At 68.4% G+C, this 24,351-nt stretch carries 16 protein-coding genes and 4 pseudogenes; 8 read left to right on the top strand and 12 right to left on the bottom strand.

All coding sequences use genetic code 11. The features are described from left to right. Positions 1-71 precede the first annotated feature (71 nt). Both AQJ46_RS55980 and AQJ46_RS50160 read right to left on the bottom strand, forming a co-directional pair. Entirely contained in the window at positions 72-221 is a 150-nt protein-coding gene (locus AQJ46_RS55980; RefSeq protein WP_159064260.1) for a hypothetical protein, read from the bottom strand. Between the two features lie 217 nt (positions 222-438). Continuing rightward, positions 439-1,119, bottom strand: coding sequence for a response regulator (locus AQJ46_RS50160; RefSeq protein ID WP_059212063.1), 681 nt, complete (start codon positions 1,117-1,119; stop codon positions 439-441). A 559-nt stretch (positions 1,120-1,678) separates the two neighbouring features. On the opposite strand from AQJ46_RS50160, the gene AQJ46_RS50155 reads away from it, so the two are divergent. Next, positions 1,679-3,679 carry an RICIN domain-containing protein gene (locus AQJ46_RS50155; RefSeq protein WP_059212049.1) on the top strand — a complete coding sequence of 667 codons (2,001 nt, stop codon included), beginning with the start codon at positions 1,679-1,681 and terminating at the stop codon, positions 3,677-3,679. A gap of 268 nt (positions 3,680-3,947) precedes the next feature. Here the strand turns inward: AQJ46_RS50155 and AQJ46_RS50150 are convergent, their stop codons facing one another. Both AQJ46_RS50150 and AQJ46_RS50145 read right to left on the bottom strand, forming a co-directional pair. Beyond that, positions 3,948-5,393: a sensor histidine kinase gene (locus AQJ46_RS50150; protein ID WP_059212048.1), complete on the bottom strand. Its 1,446-nt coding sequence runs from the start codon at positions 5,391-5,393 to the stop codon at positions 3,948-3,950. Beyond that, a complete protein-coding gene (locus tag AQJ46_RS50145) occupies positions 5,390-6,091 on the bottom strand; it encodes a response regulator transcription factor (protein WP_059212047.1) in 702 nt (233 codons plus the stop codon). The genes AQJ46_RS50150 and AQJ46_RS50145 overlap by 4 nt, the downstream gene beginning before the upstream one ends. A 295-nt stretch (positions 6,092-6,386) precedes the next feature. On the opposite strand from AQJ46_RS50145, the gene AQJ46_RS50140 reads away from it, so the two are divergent. The 3 genes and pseudogenes from AQJ46_RS50140 to AQJ46_RS50130 all read left to right on the top strand — a co-directional run bounded on the left by AQJ46_RS50140 (position 6,387) and on the right by AQJ46_RS50130 (position 10,221). Continuing rightward, complete coding sequence (locus AQJ46_RS50140) at positions 6,387-7,478, top strand: DUF3500 domain-containing protein (RefSeq protein ID WP_059212046.1); 1,092 nt, start codon at positions 6,387-6,389, stop codon at positions 7,476-7,478. Between the two features lie 21 nt (positions 7,479-7,499). Next, positions 7,500-8,822 carry a HupE/UreJ family protein gene (locus AQJ46_RS50135; protein WP_225887666.1) on the top strand — a complete coding sequence of 441 codons (1,323 nt, stop codon included), beginning with the start codon at positions 7,500-7,502 and terminating at the stop codon, positions 8,820-8,822. A 524-nt stretch (positions 8,823-9,346) separates the two neighbouring features. Beyond that, a pseudogene (locus tag AQJ46_RS50130) lies at positions 9,347-10,221 on the top strand (LLM class F420-dependent oxidoreductase). Between the two features lie 205 nt (positions 10,222-10,426). Here AQJ46_RS50130 and AQJ46_RS50125 read toward each other — a convergent pair. The 8 genes and pseudogenes from AQJ46_RS50125 to AQJ46_RS50095 all read right to left on the bottom strand — a co-directional run bounded on the left by AQJ46_RS50125 (position 10,427) and on the right by AQJ46_RS50095 (position 19,179). Further along, complete coding sequence (locus AQJ46_RS50125; RefSeq protein WP_059212045.1) at positions 10,427-11,125, bottom strand: class I SAM-dependent methyltransferase; 699 nt, start codon at positions 11,123-11,125, stop codon at positions 10,427-10,429. A gap of 218 nt (positions 11,126-11,343) precedes the next feature. Further along, positions 11,344-11,485 (bottom strand): annotated as a pseudogene (locus tag AQJ46_RS58255) (DNA-binding response regulator); the annotation flags it as partial. Positions 11,486-12,094: 609 nt separating this feature from the next. Continuing rightward, positions 12,095-13,618: a sucrose phosphorylase gene (gene gtfA / locus AQJ46_RS50120; RefSeq protein ID WP_059212044.1), complete on the bottom strand. Its 1,524-nt coding sequence runs from the start codon at positions 13,616-13,618 to the stop codon at positions 12,095-12,097. Between the two features lie 236 nt (positions 13,619-13,854). Beyond that, positions 13,855-15,075 carry a serine hydrolase domain-containing protein gene (locus AQJ46_RS50115; RefSeq protein WP_225887665.1) on the bottom strand — a complete coding sequence of 407 codons (1,221 nt, stop codon included), beginning with the start codon at positions 15,073-15,075 and terminating at the stop codon, positions 13,855-13,857. Continuing rightward, on the bottom strand, positions 15,072-15,968 hold the full coding sequence (locus AQJ46_RS50110; RefSeq protein WP_059212043.1) for an alpha/beta hydrolase: 897 nt from the start codon (positions 15,966-15,968) through the stop codon (positions 15,072-15,074). The genes AQJ46_RS50115 and AQJ46_RS50110 overlap by 4 nt, the downstream gene beginning before the upstream one ends. A gap of 28 nt (positions 15,969-15,996) precedes the next feature. Beyond that, positions 15,997-16,875, bottom strand: a complete 879-nt coding sequence (locus tag AQJ46_RS50105) for a carbohydrate ABC transporter permease (RefSeq protein ID WP_208617133.1) — start codon at positions 16,873-16,875, stop codon at positions 15,997-15,999. Then, on the bottom strand, positions 16,872-17,747 hold the full coding sequence (locus AQJ46_RS50100; RefSeq protein ID WP_059212041.1) for a carbohydrate ABC transporter permease: 876 nt from the start codon (positions 17,745-17,747) through the stop codon (positions 16,872-16,874). Before AQJ46_RS50100 ends, AQJ46_RS50105 begins: the two co-directional genes overlap by 4 nt. Before the next feature lie 130 nt (positions 17,748-17,877). Then, the gene (locus tag AQJ46_RS50095; RefSeq protein WP_059212040.1) at positions 17,878-19,179 is read right to left on the bottom strand and encodes an ABC transporter substrate-binding protein; all 1,302 of its coding nucleotides are present in this window, start codon (positions 19,177-19,179) and stop codon (positions 17,878-17,880) included. Between the two features lie 156 nt (positions 19,180-19,335). Here AQJ46_RS50095 and AQJ46_RS50090 point away from each other — a divergent pair, with 156 nt between their 5' ends. From AQJ46_RS50090 to AQJ46_RS59575, 4 genes and pseudogenes are all read left to right on the top strand, one after another. Next, positions 19,336-20,349 (top strand): LacI family DNA-binding transcriptional regulator, encoded by a 1,014-nt coding sequence (locus tag AQJ46_RS50090; RefSeq protein ID WP_159064259.1) that lies wholly within the window; start codon positions 19,336-19,338, stop codon positions 20,347-20,349. A gap of 96 nt (positions 20,350-20,445) precedes the next feature. Further along, positions 20,446-20,766, top strand: a pseudogene (locus AQJ46_RS50085) (substrate-binding domain-containing protein); the annotation flags it as partial. Between the two features lie 195 nt (positions 20,767-20,961). Continuing rightward, positions 20,962-22,719, top strand: coding sequence for a hypothetical protein (locus AQJ46_RS50080; protein WP_059212038.1), 1,758 nt, complete (start codon positions 20,962-20,964; stop codon positions 22,717-22,719). 215 nt (positions 22,720-22,934) lie between these two features. Further along, a pseudogene (locus AQJ46_RS59575) lies at positions 22,935-24,325 on the top strand (IS701 family transposase). Positions 24,326-24,351: the final 26 nt, after the last annotated feature.

Below are 24,351 nucleotides of genomic sequence, written 5' to 3'. Positions count from 1 at the left end.
TAGAGAGGGCCGTCCACCGGAGTCGCTCGCACAGATCGACGAGCGGGAAGCCGGCTGCCCTGAGGGAGGGGTCAGGCGGGGGTCGGCTTGACGGTGTTCAGCGGTTGTGGTCCTCGGCTGGTCGGCGGTGCGAGTAGTTTCCGCTGCTTCTCACGGTCGAGGTCGTGGACATTGGCGTGGTACAGCCGACCGATGGGGTCGACGTCGTCGGTCTGGTGCATGCGCGCTCCGTGGAAACCGGTCCTGGCTGGTCAGGGAGCGGTGACGCTAGAGCACAGGGACGGGTCAGTACGCCATACCCAGGTCCGAGTCCGCTGCCACACCTGGGTATGAGGTGGCCGGGTCGGCGGTCCGAGGTGTCCCAGTGCCCGCATCAGTGGCCCGAGCTGTGACGGGGTGTGGGGCGAGCTGCCCGTGATCGGCCGCGCCGGGCGCGGGTCAGGCGGACATGCCAGGCGTGATCAGCCCGGATTCGTATGCCATGACGACGACTTGGGCCCGGTCGCGGGCACCGAGCTTGGCGAACATCCGGGTCATGTGGGTCTTGACGGTCTGCTCGGACACCACCAGCGTCGCGGCGATCTCCGCGTTCGACAAGCCCCGCGCGACCAGCAGCAGAACCTCCTTCTCCCGCGGTGTGAGACCGTTCAGCCGCACGCGTGTCCTGTGGCTGCCGGCAGGGCGACGCCGGGCGACGTCCTCGATGAGCCGACGGGTCACGGACGGGGCGAGCAGCGCGTCACCGGCAGCGATCACCCGTACCGCCTGGATCAGTTCGGCGACCGGCGCGTCCTTGAGCAGAAAGCCACTGACCCCGGCCTGCAGGGCCTCATAGACATAGTCGTCGAGGTCGAAGGTGGTCAGCATGAGCACCTTGGGCCGGTGCACCACACCGGACGGCGGATCGAGCAGCCGCCGCGCCGCCTCCAGCCCGTCCATCTCCGGCATCCGTACGTCCATCAGCACCACGTCGGGATGCGTGCTGCGACTGGCCTCGATACCGAGCCTGCCATTGGCAGCCTCCCCCACGACATCGATGTCGCTCTGCATCGACAGCACCGCCGCGAACCCCGACCGCACCATGTCCTGGTCGTCCACCACGACCACCCGGATAACCATGCCCATCTCTCCTGTCCCGGTCACCTGACGAACCCGTGCGGCCCGGCCCATTGGCGGCTCAGGCATGGCTGCAGCGACATCGCCGTACTCCTGCGATCGGGCGGAGACCGGGCCCTACTCTCCCCTCTCGGCAGGGACCACCGCCTCGGCCGAACGGCCATGAGTAACCGGCCCGGGCAGGCGGAACCTCGACCGAAAGGCGGATGCGGAAGCGCCGCGGGGCGGACACACATGGTTCGGCGGAGTTCTCGAACAGCGCCTGCGGCCCAAGACCCCATCCCGGCAGCCGGATCGTCGGCTTCGCCACGACATGTGGACGCCTCCCACTAGCCGGCCCCACAAAAGCGAACGAGAAACGCCAGAACCATTGACCTGTCGTTTACTTCACCCCTACCTTCTGACCGACTCACCGAACCCGGTCCGGTATGTCGGACGAGAGTGGCGGTGGCCGCAAAAGGCGTGTGACTCAGAGCCCTCTCTCACGGGCGCCCCATGGGCCGGCGCCCTGGCAAGGTCAGCGTTCTTTCCCCCTTCCCTTCCCTTCCCCCTGGAGAGCCGCATGTCCCAGCCCGCTGCACGAAGTTGGACCAGACGCATCACGGCCCAGCTCCTCGCCGTCGGCCTGGCCGTCGCCGGCCTGGCGGCCCTCGACCGGCAAGAGCCACCGACGCCCCTGTCCGCCGAACCGGCCGCCGTGAGCACCAGTCAGACGGGCGTCACCCCGCCGCCGATGGGCTGGGCGTCCTGGAACAGCTTCTTCAGCAGCATCGACCACACCGTCATCAAGCAGCAGGCCAACGCCCTGGTCTCCTCCGGCATGGCGGACGCCGGCTACAAGTACGTCAACCTCGACGACGGCTGGTGGCAGGGCGACCGCGACGCCAACGGCAACATCGTCGTCGACGAGACTCTCTGGCCCGGCGGCATGAAGGCCATCGCCGACTACATCCACAGCAAGGGCCTGAAGGCCGGCATCTACACCGACGCGGGCAAGCAGGGCTGCGGCTACTACTACCCCACCACCCGCCCCGCCGCCCCCAACACCGGTATGGAGGGCCACTACCAGCAGGACCTGGAGACCTTCCAGCGCTGGGGCTTCGACTACGTCAAGATCGACTGGTGCGGCGGACGGGTCGAGGGCCTGGACCAGGAGACCACGTACAAGCAGATCGCCGCCGCGAACGAGGCCGCGACCGCCGTCACCGGCCGCAGGCTGGTGCTGTCGTTCTGCGAGTGGGGCACCGGCCTGCCGTGGAACTGGGCCACCGGTCACGGCGACCTGTGGCGCACCAGCCACGACGTCCTCCTGTACAAGGAGACCCCGGGCCTGACGAAGATGTACCGCAACTTCGATGAGGCACTGCAGCCCGCGGCCCAGCACACCGGCTACTACAACGACCCCGACATGCTGATGGTCGGGCTGAGCGGTATGACCGCCCAGCGGAACCGGCTGCACATGAGCCTGTGGTCGATCGCCGGCGCCCCGCTGCTGGCCGGCAACAACGTGGCCACGATGACCACCGAGACCCGCGACATCCTCACCAACCCCGAGGTCCTCGCCGTCAACCAGGACCGGCGCGGCCTGCAGGGCGTCAAGGTCGCCGAGGACACCCGCAACCTGCAGGTGTACGGCAAGGTCCTCTCCGGCACGGGCAAGCGCGCGGTGATGCTGTTCAACCGCACCGGCTCCGCCGCGAACATCACCGTCCGCTGGGCCGACCTCGGCCTGACCTCGGCCTCCGCCACCGTGCGCAACGCCTGGACCCGCACCGCCGCCGGATCGTTCGCCACCGGCTACACCACCTCCGTCCCCGCCAACGACGCGGTCCTGCTGACCGTCTCCGGCACCGAGGCGTCCGGCTCGACCTTTGAGGACACCACCACCGCCACCACCCCGACCTTCGGCAACGTCACCGCCACCACGGCGGGCACCAAGCTGGTGGACATCACCTACGCCAACGGCGGCAGCACCACCCGCAAGGCCACCATCCAGGTAGGCGGCCAGTACAAGTACGTCGTGGCCTTCCCTCCGACCGGCTCGGCCACCACCTACCGCACCGTCTCCGTGCTCGCCCACCTGGCCAAGGGCGCCAACACCGCGAGGTTCGCGGCGGTCTCCGGCAGCACCGCCCCCGACATCGACGCCCTCCGCGTCCAGGGCATCCCCGGCACCGACGGCACCGCCCTCGTCGGCGCGGCCTCGGGCCGCTGCGTGGACATCGACAAGAACACCTACGTCAACGCCACTCAGGCACAGCTCTGGGACTGCTCCGGCGGACGCAACGAGACGTTCACCCACACCTCGCGCGGTGAACTCGTCGTCTACGGCAACAAATGCCTCGACGCCGACAACAACGGCACCACCAACGGCACCAAGGTCATCATCTGGGACTGCACGAACGGCACCAACCAGAAGTGGACCGCCAACGCCAACGGCACCCTCACCAACAACGCCTCGGGCCTCTGTCTGGACGCCTCCGACGCGGCGACCGCCAACGGCACCAAGCTGATCCTGTGGACCTGCAACGGCCAGAACAACCAGAAGTGGACCCTCATCTGACCGACGCGGCGACGGCGTGATGTCACACGCCGGTCGGGAACGACGTCCCGGCGACCGGATCTCCGGTCGCCGGGACTCTTACGTCCGGTCTCGGCCCTCGCCCCGCCACGCGGAAGCCGGACAGCGCGGGGCGCCACGATCGGGCAACTCGGGTTCGAGCCGTACGGTCTGACGGGACCGCGAACCCACACGGCGATCGCGTCCTCCGCCGACACGGGTCCGGCCTGCGGCAGCGTGGCACCGCCAGGTGCCGCCTGCACCGCCGCTCTCAGTCCGAACGTCGCTCCGCAGAACGTTCGGGTGACAGCCGTTTGTCCTGCGGCTCGGCGAAATACGGTGCCCGTTCCGGCAGGAGCCGGGAGGTGTCCACGGTGAACCCCACGGCGGCCCCGCCTCCGGATCGTGTTCCCGCGAAGACAGTGCCGCCATGCATCTCCGCCACATCGCGGACGATGGCCAGGCCGAGCCCGGACCCGGGGAGGCCGTGGGCGGTGTCGGCCCGATAGAAACGGTCGAACACCCGCTTGACGTCGTCTGCGTCGATACCCGGTCCCCGGTCGGAGACCGTGATCGTGCCTCGACGGATGTGCACCTCGATGGGTTCGTCACCGCCACCGTCAAACTTGGCGGCGTTCTCCAGCAAGTTGCTCACGGCGCGTTCCAGTCCCTGGCGGCGGCCGCTGACCACGCAGTCGTCGGCGTCGAGCAGGACGAGCCGGCCGGTGCGCCGCCGCAGGCGCTGTGCGGCCCGGCCAGCCACCTCCGCCAGGTCCACGGGCTCCTCGGCTTCGTCGCGGCTCCGCGAGAGGGCCAGCCTGACCAGTTCGTCGACCAGATGACCGAGCTCGCGCGTCTCGCCTTCGACGTCGTCGAGGAGCCGGTCACGGTCGTCCGGGGAGAGTTCGGTGACGTAGCGCAGCACGCTCGCGTTGGTGGTCAGGCTGGTCAGCGGGTTGCGGACTTCGTGGGCGGCGTCCTGCACCAGCCTCTCCCGCACGGCGCGGGAGGCGGCGAGCCTGCGGAGCATCGTATTGAAGGACGCCGAGACCCGGGCGACTTCGTCGCGGCCGTCCACCGGGACCTCGCGGTCGGCGTGGTCGGCGGCACTGATCTCCTCGGCGGTCCCGGCCAGCCTCACCAGGCGCCGGGTGATACGCCGCGCGAGCAGCCAGCCCGCGCCCGCCGCGGCCAGCACGACCGCGAGGACGGCTCCCGCGATCTCCTTGGCGATGCCGACCAGCACGTCACGTGTCGGCTCCAGGGGAATGGCCGCCTGCAGGGCCCCCTGTCCCTCGCCCAGGGCGATGGTGAGTTGGCAGTAGGTGTCGCCGCCCACCTCGATCATGGTCGCCTCCTCCTGCCCGGCGGTTCCGGAGGCGGCGAGGGCACGTCCGGTGTCGGACACCGGCAGCGCCACGTCCGGGCCGCCCAGATGGGTGGTCGTGCCGTCGGGGGCCACAGCCCGCACGATCGCAGGCTGTTCCTCTTCGTCGCCCGTGCCGGGGTAGCCGTCCGAGTCCCGGGTGACCGCGTCGGGGAGGGCCTGTGCCGTGTCCTGCTCCTCAGTCACGGCCAGCGCGACCAGTCGGACCGTCCGATTGGCCCCGTCGACGACACGGTCGGAGGCGGCACGGAAGCTCAGTACACCGACGAGTACCGCCACCAGGGCTCCGACGGCGGTGAAGGCGAGGGTGAAACGCAGACGCAGGCTCATGGCCGACGCACTCCGTAGCCCACGGCACGCACCGTGTGGATCAGGTCGGGCGCGCCGGCGTCGGTGAGCTTGCGCCGCAGATAGCCGATGTAGCACGCCAGATTGTTCGTGTGCGGCCCACAGTCGTAGCCCCATATTCGTCTGGAGATCGTCGAGTGGGCCAGCACGATCCCGTCGTTGCGCACCATCAGCTCCAGCAGATCAAACTCGGTCTTCGACAACTGCAGTTCCTCGTCGGCCCACCAAGCGCGGCGAGCGTCCGGGTCGATGCGCAGGGAGGCGAACCGCAGCACGCCGCCGACAGGTTCTTCCCCTTGGGCCCGGGCCGAGAGCGTGGCCCGGCGCTGGAGCGCTCGCAGGCGAGCGAGCAGTTCGGGGACCTTAAAGGGTTTGGGCAGATAGTCGTCGGCGCCCGCGTCCAGGCCGGCGACCCGATCCACCGTGTCTCCGCGCGCGGTGAGCATCAGCAACGGGGTCCGGTCACCGTCGGCGCGCAGCACACGGCACACGGCCACGCCGTCGACGTACGGCATCAGCACGTCGACCACGAGGACGTCGAACGACTCCCGACGGGCTCGGGTCAGTGCCTCTACCCCGTCGGCGGCGGTGACGACCTCATACCCCTGCAGTTTCAGCGCCCGTGCGAGGGACTCGCGGACCGCACGATCGTCGTCGGCGATGAGGACACGGTTCGGCACCCCCACATGATGGCCCAGAACCTGCCGTCGTCCAGCGGCCGGTACCCCTGGAAACCAAGTCCCCCTCGAAGCACTCCGGTCGCTTTCGGCTCCTGCGGGGTGAACCCGGACTTTGCCCAATTCCCAAACGGCTCCCATGCAGGTCCTATTCGGCTCGATCACGATGGGGGTCCCCTCCATGCACCGTTCCAGGAGCGCCATGTCCACCGTCACTCTTTCCCCCACTGCCTCTGGCCCCGCCGACTCCCCCGCGCACGGATGGCCGCCACTCCGTGGACGACGGAAGCGGGCACTCGTGCGCCGCGCCATCGCCCTCGCCACGTGCGTCGGCCTCGGCGTCGCCGGCTGCGGCTCCGACGACTCTTCGTCCTCCTCTTCGTCGGAGACGTCGTCGAGCCAGAGCTCGTCCGCGACGGCGAGCACGGGCGCCGGAAAGGCGAACACGGCCGAGGTCGTGACCGCCGCCAACGCGTTCCTCAAGGCGCTCTCCGACGACGAGAAGGAGACAGCGCTCTACGACTTCGACGACGAGGCCAAGGCCAAGGGCTGGTCGAACTTCCCGACCTCCTTCGTCGAGCGCAACGGCATCGAATTCGCCGACCTCGACGACGACCAGAAGACCGCCGCGCTAAAAGTCATGGAGGCTGCCCTCAGCGAGCAGGGCTACGAGGAGCTGGAGGAGATCCGCATCGCGGACGAGTACCTCGGCGAGGTGGGGGCGGCCGACAACGGGGGCGGCCCCGGCGGGGGCGACGACTACAACGCGGACAAGTACTTCCTGGCCTTCTTCGGCGAGCCCAGCGAGACCGAACAGTTCATGGTCCAGTTCGGCGGCCACCACGCGGCGTACAACCTCACGTACTACAAGGACGACGTCAGCCTCTCCCCCACGCTGACCGCCATCGAGCCGTCGGAGTTCGAAACGGACGGTAAGTCGTACGCCCCGCTCCAGGACAAGCGGGACACCACCATCGCAGCCATCGGATCGCTCAGCGACAGCGAACTGGAGAAGGCCGAGATCGACGGCAGCTTCGACGACCTGCTGCTCGGCCCCGGCAACGACGGCCCCTTCCCCGACCCCGAGGGCGTCGTGATCGGCGATCTCACCGAGAAGCAGCAGGACAAAGTCACCGCGATGATCCGTACCTGGGTGGACGACCTGGACGAGGAGGCCGCGGAGGCGCTCGTCGCCAAGTACGTCTCCCAGTACGACGAGACATATCTGGGCTGGAGCGGCGCAACGGCCATCGACAACAAGGAGACGTACGTACGGGTCGACGGCCCGTCGGTCTGGATCGAGTTCTCCAACCAGGGCGGCATCGTGGTCCAGGGGGTCCACCAGCACACGATCTTCCGCGATCAGACAGCCGACTACGGCTGGAACTGACCGGAGCGAGGGAGCCTCACCGTGCCCCGTCTCCTGCCCGCACGTACACCGGCGGAACGTCTGCTGCCGGTGTTCCTGCTCGCGGCACTCATGCTGGTCGGCGGCCTCGCGTCGCCGGCCGGCGCCCATCCGATGAGCGCCTCCGCCGTCCTCCTCGACGTCCGCGAGGACCGGGTCGAGGGGGAGGTGCAGCTGCCCGTCGACCGCCTGGCCGTCGCCGTGGACCGGGAGCTCACCCGAGCGAGCGTCCTCGGCGCCGACCTGACGTTCCTCAAGCGCTACACCGCCGAGCACATCGCGGCCGTCGGCGACGACCACCGGCCCTGGGCCGTCACGCTCGGCACCGGGTCGGTCCGCACGATCGACGGGGTGGCGCACCTCGTCTATCCGCTCGGACTCCGCCCACCCGACGGCCGGGTCACCAACTTCCGCCTCCGCTACGACGTCATCGTCGAGGAACTGCTGACCCACAAGGTCGTCGTCACCGTCCGGTACGACTTCGACCGCGGCATCCTGAAGACCGACGACGCCGAGACCCTCGGGGTCGTCGACTTCGACACCAAGAGCCTCGAAGTCCAGGCGGGCGAAGGCTCATGGCTACGAGGCTTCGCGACGACCGCCGGTCTGGGCATCGAGCACGTCGGCGAGGGCGCCGACCACCTGCTGTTCCTGCTCATGCTGCTCATCCCGGCCCCACTGGTGGCCGCAGGGGGCCGATGGCGTGCGGCCCTTTCAGCGCGCCGCAGCGTCGTCCGCGTCGTCCATGTCGTCACCGCGTTCGCCATCGGCCACTCGCTCACCCTGGCGCTGGCGGCCACCGAGGTGATCGACGTGCCGACCCGCCCGGTCGAGACCCTGATCGCCCTGTCGATCGCGGTGTCCGCGGTCCATGCCCTACGCCCCCTGGTGGCCCGCGGCGAGGTACTCATCGCAGCCGGTTTCGGTCTCGTCCACGGCCTGGCGTTCGCCTCCCTGATCGGCGACCTCGGTCTCGACCGCGGCTCGCTCGTGACCACGCTGCTGGGCTTCAACCTGGGCATCGAGCTGACCCAGCTTCTCGTCGTCGCTCTGATGATGCCCTCCCTGATCGTCCTGGCCCGCACCGCCCTCTATCCCGCGTTCCGCGTCGGGGTGGCCCTGACCGGCCTGCTGTTCTCGGTCTCCTGGACGCTCGAACGCGCCGCCCTGACATCCTCCGACCCCTTCGAAGGCATCCAGACGTGGCTGGTCGAGCACCCGCTGCTCCTCGCCGTGACGGTCGCGGCGCTGGCCGTAGTCGCCCGGCGCACCGCACCACAGGCGCCCTCCGACGGCGGCGGAACGCTGGGAGCCGGAGCCCACTGACACGGCTGCCGTGCGACTGCGGAGGAGAGCGACGAGGCCGGAGTGCAACGTCTCGTCATCGCCGGCCGGGAGATCACCTCGCTGCGCATGCGGGCGCCGGTCCGGCCAGGGGACGTGTTGCACGGCACGATGGAGATCGTGGGAGATACGCCCCCGCGACGACGGCACCGCCGTCGTCCGCAGCCGGGCCCCTCACCAACGGCTCCGGCACCATCGTCACGGAGGTCCAGAAGGGAGACGCTCTGGGAACACCGGCCGACGGGCTTGGGTGAAGGCGGGGCGGCGTGATGGACCCGTATGCCGCTTGAGCGGGAGGGGTCCGCCGCCCATACCCCCTTCTCGTCGGTCCGCCGCCGCTGGGGCGGCGGCGGTCGCGACACACGCTCACCACCAGGGCGGGGCCGAGTGGGTCGACCGCACGCGGGCGGATGGCGGGTCCCCACCCGTGAACGCTTCGTAAGCCGCCGTTGCGCGAACTCCGCCGGTTCGGTGAAGGCCCGTACATGCACCGAACGGAGACGGACATGCACGTAGGCGTGCACATCAACCGGTTCGACCACCCCCAGGGCAGCGGCGCACTGCGCGCCGAACTGGCCGCCGCGGGGGCCTCGGCGGAGGCGGCAGGCGTGAGCCGGCTGTCGGTCATGGACCACTACTTCCAGATGGAGTTCAACGGCGGAGCCGAGGCACCCATCTGGAGGCCTGCACAGCCCTGGCCTACCTGGCCGCCCACACCTCCATGGTGCGGCTGGGCGCCCTGGTCACCGGAGTGACGTACCGTCACCCCGGGCTTCTCGCCAAGGTCGCCACCACGCTCGACGCCCTGTCCGGCGGCCGGGCCACCCTCGGCATCGGCGCCGCCTGGTACGACCGCGAGCACCACGGCCTGGGCGTGCCCTACCCGCCGCTCGCGGAGCGGTTCGAACGGCCGAAGGAGACTCTGCGGATCTGTCTGCAGATGTGGGACCCGGACAACAACGGTCCCTTCGAGGGCCGGCACCACCAGCTGGCCGAAACCCGCTGCGTACCGTCGCCGGTGAGCTCTCCGCATCCGAAGATCATGATCGGCGGCGGCGGTGAGAAGAAGACGCTGCGGCTCGTCGCACGGTACGCCGACGCCTGCAACCTCTTCGCCACCTCGCCCGAGGAGGTCGCGCACAAGCTCGATGTACTGCGCAGGCACTGCGACGAGGCGGATCGCGACTACGACGACATCCGCCGGGCGGTCACCTACTCGGGCGCCGCCGAAGGGGACTTGGACACCTTCCTCCGTGACATCGAGCCGTACACAGAGCTCGGCAACGACACGGTGATCATTTCGCCGCATCTGGGCGCCACCTCACAGTGGATGGAGGCCTTCGCCGCCCAAGCCTCGCTACGACTGACCGAACTGGGCTGAGCAGCCGGTAAACGGGCCGTTCCTCATCAGCGGGCTGCTTCCGGCCGCACGATGACGCGTGCTCGGCCGGCACCGGGATCAGGCCGCCGTCCGAAGGAGGACCGGACTTCTGTTGCCCGGCCCGGCAGACGGCAGTGGGAGTGCCGGCGCACGGCCCTCGGCTCACCGGTCGGGGCGGTGCGGCAGCCGTGCGCTCCGGACGGCGTCAGCGCAGGGTGAAGAAGATCATGGGGTTGTCCCGGCTGTCCTTCAGGGGGTGGCTCAGGGTGAGGTTTCGTTTGACGTCGTTCAGGCGGTCATACATCTCGGGTGCGTGGGCGCGGGAGGCGGTGAAGTAGGCGTTCTCCCGGTCGGCGAGCCAGCGCAGGACGACCGCTCCCTCGGTGAACGGCAGTGGCCTGCGGCCGTGGAAGACGTCGTGGACGCACATGGGTATGCCCGGCCGCATGTGCGGCAGCAGGTGCTGGATGTACCAGCGGGCGAAACGCGCCGAGTGCGCGGCGTCGATGAAGAGGAAGTCCGCGGTGTCCGGGATCTTCTCCAGGTTCTCCCGGGCGTCTCCCTGCGTGAACGTCCAGCGCCCGGCGGACAGTTGCTCGGGGACGTTGCGCACGACGTGATCCACGATGTCGTACGAGTACAGGTGGCCGCTGCCGTTGTCCTTCACGGCCTGGAGAATCCAGGTGGTGGACCAGCCGTGGAAGGTGCCGATCTCGACCACCGTCTCCGGACGAGTCTCGCGCAGCAGGAGATAGGTGATCTCCGCCTCGATGTCATCGAGTTGGGCTTTCAACGAGGTCGGCGGGGCGAGCAGCTCCCGCTGCTTCTCGCGGACCTGGTCGAGGTCGTGGGCGTAGGTGCGGTAGAGGCGGATGATGTGGTCGATGTCGATGGTCTGGTGCATGCGCGCTCCGCGGAAACCGGTTCTGGTTGGTCAGGGCTCGGTGACGGTAGGGCGCGGGGCCGGGACGGCACGTCACACCCAGGTGCCAACTCCGGTGTCACACCTGGGAGCGAGGGCGTGCCGGGTCTGGGCATGGGCGGTGTCGGGCGGTGTCGTCTGTGAGCCGGCCGGCCGCACCGGGCGCGGGTCAGGCGGGCAAGCCCGGGGTGATCAGCCAGCTCGTAGGCAATGGCAACGAGTCGGGCCCTGTCGCGGACCGAGCTTGGCGAGCAACCATGGGGTCTTGACGGTCTGCTCGGCCACCACCAGCGTCGCGGCGGTCTCCGCGTTCGACGGGCCCCGCGCCACCAGCAGCAGAACCGCCGACGATCACGCCGCCCGGCGCGGGGCGTCTCCTCCACCGTTCGGGCGAGACACCCGCCACCGGCACACGCAACACCGGCCGTTCGGCTGAGGCGCCTACCCATGTCGCGGCAGAAGAGTTGTGGCACAGCTTCCACCCCGACACAGGAGTACGGCGATGTCCCTTTCTCCCGGAGACCGCGAAGATCGCAGGCACGGCCCGGCCGGGTTCGCGGGAAGCGGTCGCAAGAAGCCCCAACCGAAGCGGACGGTGAACATGGGAAAACGGAAAGGAAGTTCGCCGGACGCGGACCGCTCCGGTGCCCGATCCCTCCCCGCTCTTGCGAGTGGCCACCTGGCGCGGGTCACGGCGCTGTCCGCTGCCGCGCTGGTCACCGCCCTGTGCCTGCCCGCTGCCAGGCGGATCCGGACTCCGTGCGGCCACGACAGCTGGCGGTTTCCGCGGCAGGTGCTGTCCTCAACGCCGCGCCGGTGTCGCGTCGGCACGTTCCTGTCAGGGCGACGCCCGCGATGACCGAGGGCTCCGAGGCGGTCACGGCGACGCCCGCACCGCCGACGGCATCGTCGTGACCGCCTGCACACAGTCCTGGACCACAAAGACCCCGCCTACCACAACTGCCCCATGAGCTGGGGCTTCCAGGGGTCGGCGACCATTGTGGTCGCCATCGCCGTTGTGGCCTCGATGGTCGCGTCCGCCGTGGAGAGGTCCACGGTGAGAGTCGTCCGGTGTTCGCGGTCGCGCCACGTCAGTGCCACATACTGCTCGTCGACCGAGAACGTGAAGGCGCCGCGGAAGGCAGGGTGGCGAGCGCGGAACTTCAGGGCTGCCAGGTGCGCCTCGACCAGGGGGGTGGCGAGCGCGGAATCGATCTCCGCCTGGCTGAAGTGGTGCCGGTTGATGTCCCGGCCGACCGCCGTGCGTTCCAGGAGGGTGACGTCGTTCCGCCCGCCGAGCAGACCCACGTAATAGACCTGGGGAATGCCGGGCACGAACAGTTGCATCAGGCGGGCGGCCAGGTAGCGCGCGTCATCGCCGAGGGCGTCCCGGAAAGTGCAGTTGACCTGGTAGAGGTCCAGATTGGACGCGGCGGTCCCGGTCGCGAGTCGGCTGGTCCCGCCACTGTTGGTGTGGATGGCCTCGACGAGCGCGTCGAGTTGCGAATCGTCCAGGAGCCCGTCATCGCCGGCCCCGTCGCCGCTGGGGCCCGCGTCGATGACGCCGATCCCGTCGTGAGTGTCGAGGACCGTGACGGCATTGGTGGGTCGGATCTCGAGCCACCGCGCCAGTGGTCCGCCGTCGTGGCTGGTCAAGGCGTGAATCAGGAGGGGAGGCAGCGCGAAGTCGTACACATAGTCGACCCTCTTCGCCATATCGATCTGCTGCCGGTGGTGACCGTGGATCTCCAGGAGTACCTTCGCCCCGCGAGAGGCCGCATAGTCGCGGATCCTCGCGACGAAGTCATACGAGGCCGGTGTCATGAAGCAGTCAGTGCCGGGGCTCTTGCCGGTGTAGCCCACGGCGTCCAACCGCAGCAGTCGCACTCCCGCGTCTGTCAGGGCGTCGATGACGGACGTGAGGTACCGCCACGTGCCCGGGTGACGGATGTCGAGGTCGATCTGCTCGGGAGTGAAGGTCGTCCACACCAGCCGTCGACGGCCCCCCAGGGCCATCGCAGTGAAGGGGAGGCCGGGGCGCGGTCGGTAGATCCTCGCCAGGTCCGACTCGGTGACGCCGTCGGGGAAGACGGACCCGAGTGTGAGGTACATGCCGGCGTGCGGTGAGGCGTCGCCGTGTTCGACGACATCACGGAAGCCGGGCGAGCGACTCGATACGTGGTTGACGATGACGTCGGACATGACGACGTGACTTTCGGACAGTGACTCGATGTCCTGCCAGGTCCCGAGGCGGGGATCTGGCTCGGTGTGGTCCTCGGGGTCGAATCCGGCATCGGCTCCGTCGTAGGGCCGGTAGAAGGGGAGGATGTGGACGCCGTCGAAGGCGCCTGCCAGCGGGCCGCGCAGCAGTTCCGCGAGACCACGCAGGGAGCCGCCGAGACGGTCGGCATAGGCGATCAGTTGGGGCCCGCAGCCCTGGCTGCCGTCGGATGAGGGCGAATGTGCATGGGCCATGGTCAGCAGTCCCCATATCGGCGGCGGCCCCGCGGACCGGCCCGCTCGGGCTTTTCAGGGTTCGTCATGGGAGAACGGCTCCATAGTGTGGTACGTGTCGACTGGTCGAGGTGATGCGGTCCCCCACGGGTCTCCCGACCCCAGCACCGAATCTGTGCCGGGAGGCTCTCGTCACCGTGCTGCCTGATCGGCGTCGCGGACGAGACGTCGAGCCGCTGCCGCGGGTGGGAGGGTTCCTACCGTCCGGGCCCTGCAGGTGTGCGGGCGCCGAGGCAGTCACCCAGCGCACGGGTCAACTCGTTGGCTCGTTGGTCGAGAACGGGGCCCATCTGGTTGCTGAGGTAGGCGAAGCCGACGCCGTATCCCTCGTCGGCGAAGCCGAGCTGGCCGCCCGCACCGTCGTGGCCGAAGCTGTGCGGGCTGAGCATGGGCCGCGAGGGCGGGGAGGAGAGCATGAAGCCGGTTCCCCACCGCTGTCCGAGGTCGGGATCGCCGAGCGCCATCTGCCCCCACGACTGCGGGACCAGGGCATCGGTCACCGACCGGGCGCTCAGGGTGCGGGGGCCGGCGATCTCGGTGACACAGCCGGCGTACAGACGTGCCAGCGATCGGGGAGTACCGATGCCGTTCACACCGGGCAGCTCGGCGGCCTGCAGGGCCGGGTCGTTGAGCGTGACGATGCCGTTCTCCGTGGGGAACGGCATCGCACCCCCCATGGACATGGCCTGCCTGACGACCGGTGTCGCCTGGACCTCGGCGACGGCCTGGGTCACCGGGGTGTCCTCGTCCGGAAGCGGGGGCTCCATCCAGGCCACCGTTGGCCTGGCCGACGCGGGGAGCCCGATCCAGATGTCCAGCCCAAGCGGCTCGACAAGTGTCTGGCGGAAGAAGCGGCCCGGTGTCAGGCCGCTGATCCGCCGGATCACCTCGCCCGTGATCCAGCCGATGGTGACAGGGTGGTAGGAGTGGGCGGTGCCGGGGGTCCAGATCGGCTCTTGGCCTTCCAACGCCCGGATGGCGGGATCCCAGGCGCAGATCTCGTCCCGGGCCAGATCCGCTTCGAGGGCGGGCAGTCCTGCTCGGTGGGCCAGCACATGGCGCATGGTGATGGTGCGCTTGCCGGCAGCCGCGAACTCCGGCCAGTAGGTCGTGAGGGGCACGTCGAGGTCGAGGCGTCCCTCCTCGACGAGCCGGTAGACACAGAGCGCGAGGATTCCCTTGGTGCAGGAGAACATGACGGCGGCCGTGTGCTCGTCCCATGCCCGGCCGGTGCGCGTATCGGCCACTCCGGCCCAGATGTCGACGACCTTTTGGCCGTCCACATACACGGTGCAGCCGGCACCGACGTCGCCCCGGTCGCGGAAGTTGTCGCGGAAGACGTCGACGATCCGCCCGAAGCCCGGCTCCGCCCCGCCGTGAATCGCTGGCGCCTCACGCCCGACCATCTCGGACGTCATGCCAGTACCCGGGCGAGGAAGCGCGCCATCCGGTCCCAGGCGTCCGTGGCGGCGTCCTCCGAACCGACGTGCGTGAACGCGTGCGGGCAACCTGCGTAGGAGATGTGCTCGGTCTCGACGTCGGCTTCGCGAAGCCGACGGGCGTAGGCGTCTCCCTCGGCGCAGAGCGCGTCATGGCCAGCGGTGATCACCAGAGCAGGCGGGAGGCCGGTGAGGTCCGGCGCCAGCAGCGGTGACGCGAGGGGATTGTGAGCGTCTGCCGCGGTCGCCAGGTACCAGGCGTTGAACTGTTCGGCGACTCGGGTGAGGAATTCCGCGAACGCGGGGTCGGGGCTCGGATCCGGGTTCGGTTTCGCCGAAGGGCTCGTGGCGAGGTCGAGTGGCGCGTAGTCGATGATCTGCCCACGCAGCGGGAACTGCGCGCGGTCGACGGCCAGGAGGCTGACCGCCGCGCTGATGTTGCCTCCCGCGCTGTGTCCCCCGACGACGAGTCGATCGCCGTCCAGACCCAGTTCGCTGCCGTGCCGGTGCAGCCAGGCCAGGAGCGCATGGGTCTGTTCGACGGCGGCCGGGAACGGGTGCTCGGGGGCGAGCACGTAATCGAGGTTGATCACGGCGCATCCGGCGGTGTCGGCCAGCAGCCGGCAGTACGGGTCGTCGGCCTGCCAGTCGCCGACCACGAAGCCGCCCCCGTGGAGGTTGAGGTACACCGGCAGTGGCCCGGCCACGTTCTTCGGCCGGTACAGCATCAGTTCCTCGACGGCCGCCTCGGTCGGCACCGGGACGCGCTCGTACGTGTCGCGTGGCAGCCCTGGGAGCGCGCGGGGGAACAAGGCGCTCTGTTCGCGCGCGCCCTGGCGGAAGACATGAATGTCGCTGATGTCAGGAATCACAGGTATCTCCTTACGGCCGGGGCGTGGCTCACTTGACCGCGCCCTTGACCATTCCGTCGATGACGTGCCGTTGCAGGAACAGGTAGGCCAGGAAGACGGGGATGACGCTCATGATCAGAGCAGCCATCATCGGCCCGTATTCCGTGGTGTGACTCTGGACGAATGCCATGGTCGACAGGGTGAGTGTTCGCTGCTCGGGCCGTCGCAGTACCAGGAACGGCATGAGGAAGTCGCTCCAGAACATGAGCACGTCGAGGACGACGATCGTGATCGTGATCGGTCGCAGGAGCGGGAAGATCACGTAGAAGAACGTCCGCACCCGGTTGCAGCCGTCGAGTGTGGCGGCTTCGTCGAGCTCCCGTGGGATCGACCGGATGAAGCCCGCGTACAGGAAGACGGCCATCGGCACGCCGCTCGCGAAGTAGACGTAGACGATGATCCAGTTCTGATTCAGCAGACCCAGATCGCCCAGGATTTTGATCATCGGGATCATCAGCACCTGGAACGGCACCATCATCGACACGATCATGAGGTAGAAGACGAACTGGTTCGGCGCCCACCGGACCCGGGTCAGGAAATAGGCCGTCATCGAGCCGAACAGGCAGATGACGACCACGCTGGACACCGTGATGACGAGCGTGTTCACGAAGCTGCCGAGGAAGTTCATCCGCTGGTAGGCATCGACGTAGTTGTGCAGGGTCACCGACGGCGGCGGACCCAGGGGATCACTGAGGATGTCGGACTCCGGCTTGAGCGAGTTCGACACGACCAGCAGGACCGGCACGATGTACGCCAGCAGCACCACGAGCATCCCCGCGGTCCGCCCGATACCCCGCCGTGGAACGCGCGGCCGGCGAACCGGTGTGACCTCAGCGGCAACGCGGGCCGTCTGGACATCAGTGCTCACAACTCCACCTCCCTGCGACGCCCGACCGATACCTGGAGTACCGAGATCGCGGCGACGATCACGAACAGGAGAAGCGCCTCTGTCTGCCCGGTCCCGAACTGCTGCGACACGAAGGCCTTCTGATAGACGTGCATCGCCACCAGCTCCGTCGACCCGTAAGGACCACCGCCCGTGAGCGTGAGGTTCATGTCATAGGTCATGAAGGAGCGGCCTATGGCGAGGAACACGCAGATCGTGAACGAGGGACGCATGAGCGGCAGGACGACGGAGCGCAGTCGTCGCAAGCCGCCGGCCCCGTCCATGGACGCGGCCTCGAGGACGTCACCCGGGAGGGCGGTCAGTCCGGCCAGGTAGATGATCACGAGGAACCCCGCCATCTGCCACACCGTCGCGATCACCAGCGCCCAGAACGCCAGCGTCTCCGAGGCGAGCCACGACGTGGACAGCAGATCGACGCCCAAGGCGGTGCCGACGGCGACAAGCCCCTGGGAGAAGATGAAATACCAGATGAAGCCGAGCACCACACCACCGATGAGGTTGGGCGTGAAGAACCCCGCGCGGAGCATCCCGCGGAAGCGGATTCGGCCCGACAGCATGTAAGCGATCGCGAAGGCGAACGCATTCGACAAGAGGACGACCGCAACGACATAGCGCCCGGTCAGCCACAGCGAACTCCAGAACTGGTCGTCCGCGATCGCGGCGGTGTAGTTGTCGAATCCGGTGAACGAGAGGGTGTTGCTCAGCCCGTTCCAGTTCGTGAACGTCAGCACGACGCCCCCGATGAAAGAAACGATCGTGATGGATATGAAGGCGAAAGTCGACGGACCTGCGAAGAACAGGAACCCGCGGAGGTTGCGCCACTGACGGCTCATAGGGGAGACCCCCTCATGATTTACGGGGCTTGGTGGTGTGCGTGCAGGCTGCCTGGTCTCGCGTCGAGCACCGCTGATGAGCGGTCCGCGGTGCTCCGACGCTGTTCGAGAAACCCAGGGGAGTGCCGGGCTACTTCTGGGACTTCCAGTAGCCGGTGATGGCCTTCGCGACTCCGGCCCGGTCGAGCTTGCCGGCCATGTACTTGACCAGAACGTCGCCCAGGACGGCCCCGTGATCGCTCGGCAGGCCCATGTACGGGGAGTACGTCGCGTTGTCGGCCAGAGCGGCGGCCACCGATCGCCCGAGCGGATTGCTGACCGGGAGCTTCACGTTCGTATAGGCGGGTACTCCTCCGGCCTTGTTCACCATGAAGTCCTGGCCACTGGCGCTTTGGACGTACCAGTCGATATAGGCCTTGGCCGCCTTCTGCTGGGCCGGCGTATTCACCGTCTTGTCGATGGCCATCACGAACGCCGACGTCGCCATGATCTTGTGATTCCAGGGATCGGACGAGTCGTCGCTGATCGGGACGGGGATGATCCCGTACCCGTCCCCGGCCGCCGGGACACCCATGGCCTGCAGCATCGGCCACTGGAAGTCACCCATGAACCAGAATGCCGCCTTGCCGTCCGCGAACGCCTTGCCGTCCGTCTCGATCGTGCCGGCGATCGGCTTGGAGGCGTTCAGGTTGTACTTCAGCATCAGGTCGAGTGTGTCCATCAGCCCGTTGAACACCTTGTTGTCCGCCAGGTCAGCGCTGCCCGCCTTGAGTTGCGAGACGAACCGCGCGCGGGCGGTGTCGTCCCCCTGGGCGTCGTAGAGTTTGCCGAGGAAGTGGGAGCCGAGCGACCAGGACAGGGGCGAGACCAGGAGCGGCGCTGTCCCCGCCTTCTTGATCTTGGCGAACAGCGCTGCCAGGTCGGAACGCGTCTTGATGGTCGATGGGTCGAACTTCCCGCCCGTCGCCGCCTCGATCAGCTTCCTGTTGTACAGGAACCCGACGCCCGTGGCCGACTGCGGAGCGCCCAGTACCTTACCCCCCACCGTCCCCTGCTGACGCGCCCACGGATACTCCTCCCCGACCCATTTCTCGTCCGACAGGTCCACGACCTTGTCGGCCACCTTGGCCAGGTCAGGGGCGTCGAGGATGAATATCGTGGGCACGTTGCCCGAGGCGTACATCGTCAGCAACTGCTGGAACGGCGGCTGATTCAACTGACCCTGAACGAAGGTCATCTCGTAGCGGGGGTTCTCCTTGTTGAAAGCCTTGATCGCATCCTCGGTCTGCGTGAGAATGCCCGGACCGCCGACGAACCCGGAGAAACCGACCGCCCCGTCCGCACCCGACGACGGGCTGCCGGATCCGGCCGCACTGCATCCGCCCGCGAGCAATGTGGCGGCGGCCAGCGCAATGAGTTCTCTTCTGCGCATCGCTTCCCTCCTCAACGTCCTTGTTCTCGGAGATTGATGGAACCGGTTCCACCATCTGGCGGGCGTAACGTAACATGACTTTCGAGAGCCAGCAATGGAACCGGTTCCACCAGTTCGTGCAGGCTGACCATGATCATGAGAGGGACAAGAGGCAAGGTGTCCGCAACCATTGCAGACGTCGCGCGACGTGCCGGGGTGGGCGTCGGCACCGTCAGCCGCGTCCTGAACGATCGGCCGAAGGTAGGTGCGCAGACCCGCGCCCGCGTCCTGGCGGCGATCGAGGAACTGAAGTACGTCCCCAGCGAGACCGCCCGCCGGCTCTCCCTGAGGCGCACGCAGACCATCGCCGTGGTCTCCGTCCACCTGGTCATTCCGTCCGTCATCGAGCGGATCCACGGCATCGAGCGGTCATTGACCGCCGCCGGACTCGACATGATCATCCGGAATGCGGAGACGGTCGAGCGGCGCGACGAGGTCGTCCGCGAGATCGCCCGCGCAGGTCGAGTCGACGGCGCAATCTTCATCTCCGTCGCTCCCCAAGGGGAGGGGCAGGAGGAGATCAGTGCGTCCGGTCTGCCGGTTGTGCTGATCGACGCCCGCCGCCCGGGCGTTCCCCACATTGTCTGCGACGACGTCGAGGGAGGACGGATCGCCGGGCGCCACCTGCTCGAGCTCGGGCACACACGGATCGGTTTCGTCGGTGACCCGCCGTCCCCGAGGCTCGGCGTGCGTTCGAGCCGCACGCGCCTTCGCGGCGTCACCGAGGCATTGCAGGAGTGCGCCCTCCGGATCGATCCGAGCCACATCGCCGAAGGTGAACACTCCCGCCTCGGAGGACAGCAGTCCGCCAGGAAGATCCTGTCCGGCGCAAACCCGCCGACCGCGATCGTCGCCGCGAACGACACCCTCGCATTCGGAGTGCTTCAGGCCGCCCGCGACCTCGGACTGGAGGTGCCTGGCGACCTGTCCGTGCTCGGATACGACGACATCGACGCCGCCGACCTCGTTCAACTGACGACCATTCACCAGCCACTGCGGGAATCCGGGACCGAGGCCGTCCGGCGACTGCTCGCTGCCATCGACGGAACCGGCAAGGGCCCGCTGCGCACAGTCCTCCCCGTCCACTTGATCGTCCGCGGCACGACAGGCCCTCCGCGCACCAGCCTCTGACACCGAGCAGCACGCGATCAAAGGCGAGACCATCAGGCGGCCTCACCGGCACCGGTGAGGTGACGTCGCGACGACGCCCCACACGCCGTACGGTGCCGCACGCGTGAGGCACTGGCCCCCGGCCTGGACTTCACGGCTGTCTTCGTCGGCACCGACATGGTGGCGACCGGCGCCCTGGCCGCCCTGCGCGAGGCCGGCCTCGATGTCCCCGGCGACGTCTCACTCGTCGGCTTCGACGACGTGCCCTTCGCGGCCGACCTCAGCCCGGCCCTCACCACGGTCCGGGTGCCCTACGAGGACCTGGGCCGCACCGCGGTCAGGCTGGCCCTGGGCGGCGAGGAGCGTCTGGCGGCCGACGACCACGTGGTCCTGAGCCCGCAGTTGGTGATCCGGCAGTCGGTGCGGGCGCTGCAGTGACGGCGCTCCAGGCAGGCAGCCCACGCGGGACAACTTCTCACTGAATTGTCATAGAAATTGAAAACAATCTTGGGATGCGGGCTGCAGTGTGGGAGCCGAGGGGACATGCACAGCCCGACCTGCCCGCGGCGTCGCCGGGGCGGGGTGGATAAGTACGGCTGTGGCCACACACTCACCGCACAGGGAGATCTACGGGTGGACATCAACCGCAGGACCGTTATCCGGAGCGCCACGGGCGCCGCAGCCCTGGCCGCGTTCGGAGTCGCCGAGGGCTCGGCAGGATCGGCGGCTTTCGCCGGCACCTCGTCGTCGAGCAGCTCGTCGAGCACGTCCTCGGCATACTCGCTGGAGTTCGATTCCACCGCCTGGTCGTACGACTCGACCAACGACGTGTACTACCAGATCGGGAAGATGTACGTCGCGAACCCGGCCGCGACGGACTACGAGAACCTGTCGATCTACGTGCCGGGCGCTTATCTGAAGGCCACCGCGAACAGCGACGGAACCACGTACACCGCGACGGTCGACCGGAAGGGCACCGTCGGCGACTACTCGGCACGCACGGCGCCGATCGTGATCCCGGTCAGCACCCCCGGCTACGCCGCGCAGAAGCCGGCCACGTCCTACAGCTACAGCAGCGTCTCGCAGTACCTCAAGGCCGGGCTCATCTACGTGTGGCCCGGCCTGCGCGGCCGGGACAGCTCGACCAGCACCCGCTCCGACGCGGCCCCCTGGGGCGTGACCGACCTCAAGGCCGCCGTCCGTTTCCTCCGGTACAACCGGAGCGTCCTGCCCGGCAGCACGGACGATGTCGTCCTGTTCGGCATGAGCGGCGGCGGCGCCCAGGACACCGTGGCCGGTGCGTCCGGTGACAGCCCCTTGTTCTACCCGTACCTGCGCTCGATCGGCGCGGCGATGGAGGACGCCAAGGGGCGGCCCCTCAGCGACGCGGTCGCCGGCGTCATGGCCTGGTGCCCGATCACCAGCCTGCACGAGGCCAACCTGTCCTACGAGTGGAACATGGGCCAGTTCGCCTCGACCGGCACACGCGCGTCCGGCACCTGGACCAGCGGCTACTCGACGGACCTCGCGAAGGCGTGGCCCAAGTACCTCAACCGCCTGGGTCTGCGCGACGAGAAGGGCAGGCATCTGAAGCTGACTGAGTCCAGCAGCGGCGTCTACCTGGCCGGCACCTACTACGACTACCTCATCGAGGTGATCACCACTTCGCTGAACCACTTCCTGGCCGACACCACCTTCCCGTACACCGTCACCACGCAGGGCGGCCCGCCCGGATCAGGCTCGACAGGGTCCTCGACCACGTACAAGACGGTCGCCGACTACATCGCTCACCTCAACACCGACAGCACCTGGGTCACCTACGACTCCACGGCCAACACTGCCAAAGTGTCCGGTCTCGAGGGCTTCGTCAAGAGTCAGAAGACCGCGAGCAAGCCAGTCGGCGCGTTCGACGGGTACTCCCGCGGGCAGACAGAGAACAACGTCCTCGGGATGGGGCTCAACGACCCGTCGCACTTCGCGCCGCTCACCCGTAACGTCATCAAAGCCAACCAGACGAAGTACGCCACGTACTCCGACTGGGACACCGCCTACAACTCCTCGGCGTACGACAGCGACTTCGCTCGGAAGGACAGCGTCGGCAAGGACATGGCCTGGCGGCTCGACGCGTACAACCCGCTGTACTTCCTCTCGCCCGCCTTCGCCGGCTACCGCCGGTCGCAGGTGGCGCCGCACTGGCGCATCCGTACCGGCATCATGCAGGGTGACACGGCCAGCACGACCGAGATCAACGTCCTGCTGGCCCTGCAGAACTACGGGATCCGCAACGTCGACTTCGCCACCGTGTGGGCCCAGGGACACACACAGGCCGAACGCACCGGCGACTCGACTACGAACTTCATCAGCTGGGTGAAGTCGGTCACCAAGAGCTGATCACCGGTTCGGACGGCCCGGGCGCCTGACCGGCAAGCCTCGATCAGGCGCCCGGCACCGAACCGGAGCCGCTCCCGGCACCACAGCCCCCGCATCGCCCAGCGCTTCTGAGCCTGTTACCGGTAGTTCGTTAACCGGCGATGGTGTGGGTTGACGGCAGGTCAGGGTGGTCGTAGGCCGGTGGTAGGAGTCAACTGGCTTGTTGGGTGCTGAAGATGACTGCTCGCCGTCCGTGTCCGCCTGCGCCGGGGCCGTTGGAGGAGTACGCGGCCCGATTCGATGACCTCTTCTTCAGCCTGGCACAGCGGCGGGGGTTTCGTGAGTATCTGACCGGACTGCTGGCACCGCGGGAGCAGAACAAGACGATCACCTGCTTGGCAGGGGCGGAGCCGGTGGCCGGCGCGAGGATGCCGGGGGTGCAGCGGCTGCAGTTCTTCCTGTCCGAGTCGCCTGGGATGCCGAGCAGGTCAACGACCGGCGGCTTGACCTGCTGCGCAAGCAGCCGGAGACGGCTCCTCACGACGGCGGGGTCATCGTCATCGACGACTCAGGGGACCGCAAGGACGCACGGCGACCGCGCACGTGGGACGGCAGTGGCTGGGCCGGCTGGGCAAGACCGACAACGGCATCGTCACGGTGACCACGGTGTGGACCGACGGCCGCGTGTACTACCCGCTGCACGCACAGCCGTACACGCCCGCCCACCACTTCGCCCGCGGCCGTTCCGACCCGGCCTTTCGCACCAAGCCGCAACTGTCCGCCGCCCTCGCGGCCCGGGCCAAGGAGGCGGGCTGCCGGGCCGTGGTCGCCGACTGCGCCTACTCCACCAGCGACGACTGGTACCTCGGTATGCGAGGCCGGCCTGCCTACGTCGTGGCGCTCAAGCCGCACCGCGGCACCTGGGCCCGGGCCGACCAGCCGCACACCCCCATCGATGCCGCCCGCGCCCTGGCCGGGACCGACCCGGAACATCCGGGTGACTGGACGCCGGTTGAACGCCGCTTCCGCGATGGGCACACCGAGACCTGGTGGGCCGCGGATGCCCGCCTGGGCGGCTACGGCCCCGACTCCCCGTGTCGCCTGGTGGTGACCACCGCTGGATCCGGGCGTGCTGCCGGAGAAGGCCACCTGGTTCCTGGCCACCAACCTGCCCCACCCCGACGCCCCGCACACCGCCACCAGCCCGCACCCGCCGGCCGAGATCGTGCGGCTCTACGGGCTGCGGCCGTGGATCGAGCGGAGCTACAAGCAGATCAAGGACGAACTCGGCTGGGCCGACTTCCAAGTCCGCTCCGACCGCGCCATCCGTCGCCACCAGACCCTGGTCAACTGCGCCTTCTCCTTCTGCTGGAACCAGTGGTTCGCCCCACCCGGCCTCCTGGACGCCACCAGGCCCGACCCGTGCCCCGACGACGGGCCAGAGAGGGGGCTCAGCCGCACCCCACCAGCCCCAACTGCCTTGCTGTCCGGGGGCTTTACGGGCCGTCCGTTCCTGGCTCACCCCCGCCGTCACCTTCCACCGATGGTGGCAAGCCTGGACGGACAAGGACCCGCCCTGCGAGCTCCAGGCCCTGATCGACGCGGTTGCCGCCGGACACGGCCTTGATCTCTACTGCCGGATTTAACGAACTA

The sequence above is a fragment of the Streptomyces canus genome, from assembly GCF_001514145.1.
Lineage (GTDB): Bacteria > Actinomycetota > Actinomycetes > Streptomycetales > Streptomycetaceae > Streptomyces > Streptomyces canus.
This window is presented reverse-complemented; position numbering and strand designations above follow the sequence as displayed.

Coding starts and splice junctions, on each gene's coding strand:
- AQJ46_RS55980 (WP_159064260.1), bottom strand. CDS start 221: ATGCACCAGACCGACGACGTCGACCCCATCGGTCGGCTGTACCACGCC.
- AQJ46_RS50160 (WP_059212063.1), bottom strand. CDS start 1,119: ATGGTTATCCGGGTGGTCGTGGTGGACGACCAGGACATGGTGCGGTCG.
- AQJ46_RS50155 (WP_059212049.1), top strand. CDS start 1,679: ATGTCCCAGCCCGCTGCACGAAGTTGGACCAGACGCATCACGGCCCAG.
- AQJ46_RS50150 (WP_059212048.1), bottom strand. CDS start 5,393: ATGAGCCTGCGTCTGCGTTTCACCCTCGCCTTCACCGCCGTCGGAGCC.
- AQJ46_RS50125 (WP_059212045.1), bottom strand. CDS start 11,125: ATGCACCAGACCATCGACATCGACCACATCATCCGCCTCTACCGCACC.
- gtfA (WP_059212044.1), bottom strand. CDS start 13,618: ATGGCCCATGCACATTCGCCCTCATCCGACGGCAGCCAGGGCTGCGGG.
- AQJ46_RS50115 (WP_225887665.1), bottom strand. CDS start 15,075: ATGACGTCCGAGATGGTCGGGCGTGAGGCGCCAGCGATTCACGGCGGG.
- AQJ46_RS50100 (WP_059212041.1), bottom strand. CDS start 17,747: ATGAGCCGTCAGTGGCGCAACCTCCGCGGGTTCCTGTTCTTCGCAGGT.
- AQJ46_RS50095 (WP_059212040.1), bottom strand. CDS start 19,179: ATGCGCAGAAGAGAACTCATTGCGCTGGCCGCCGCCACATTGCTCGCG.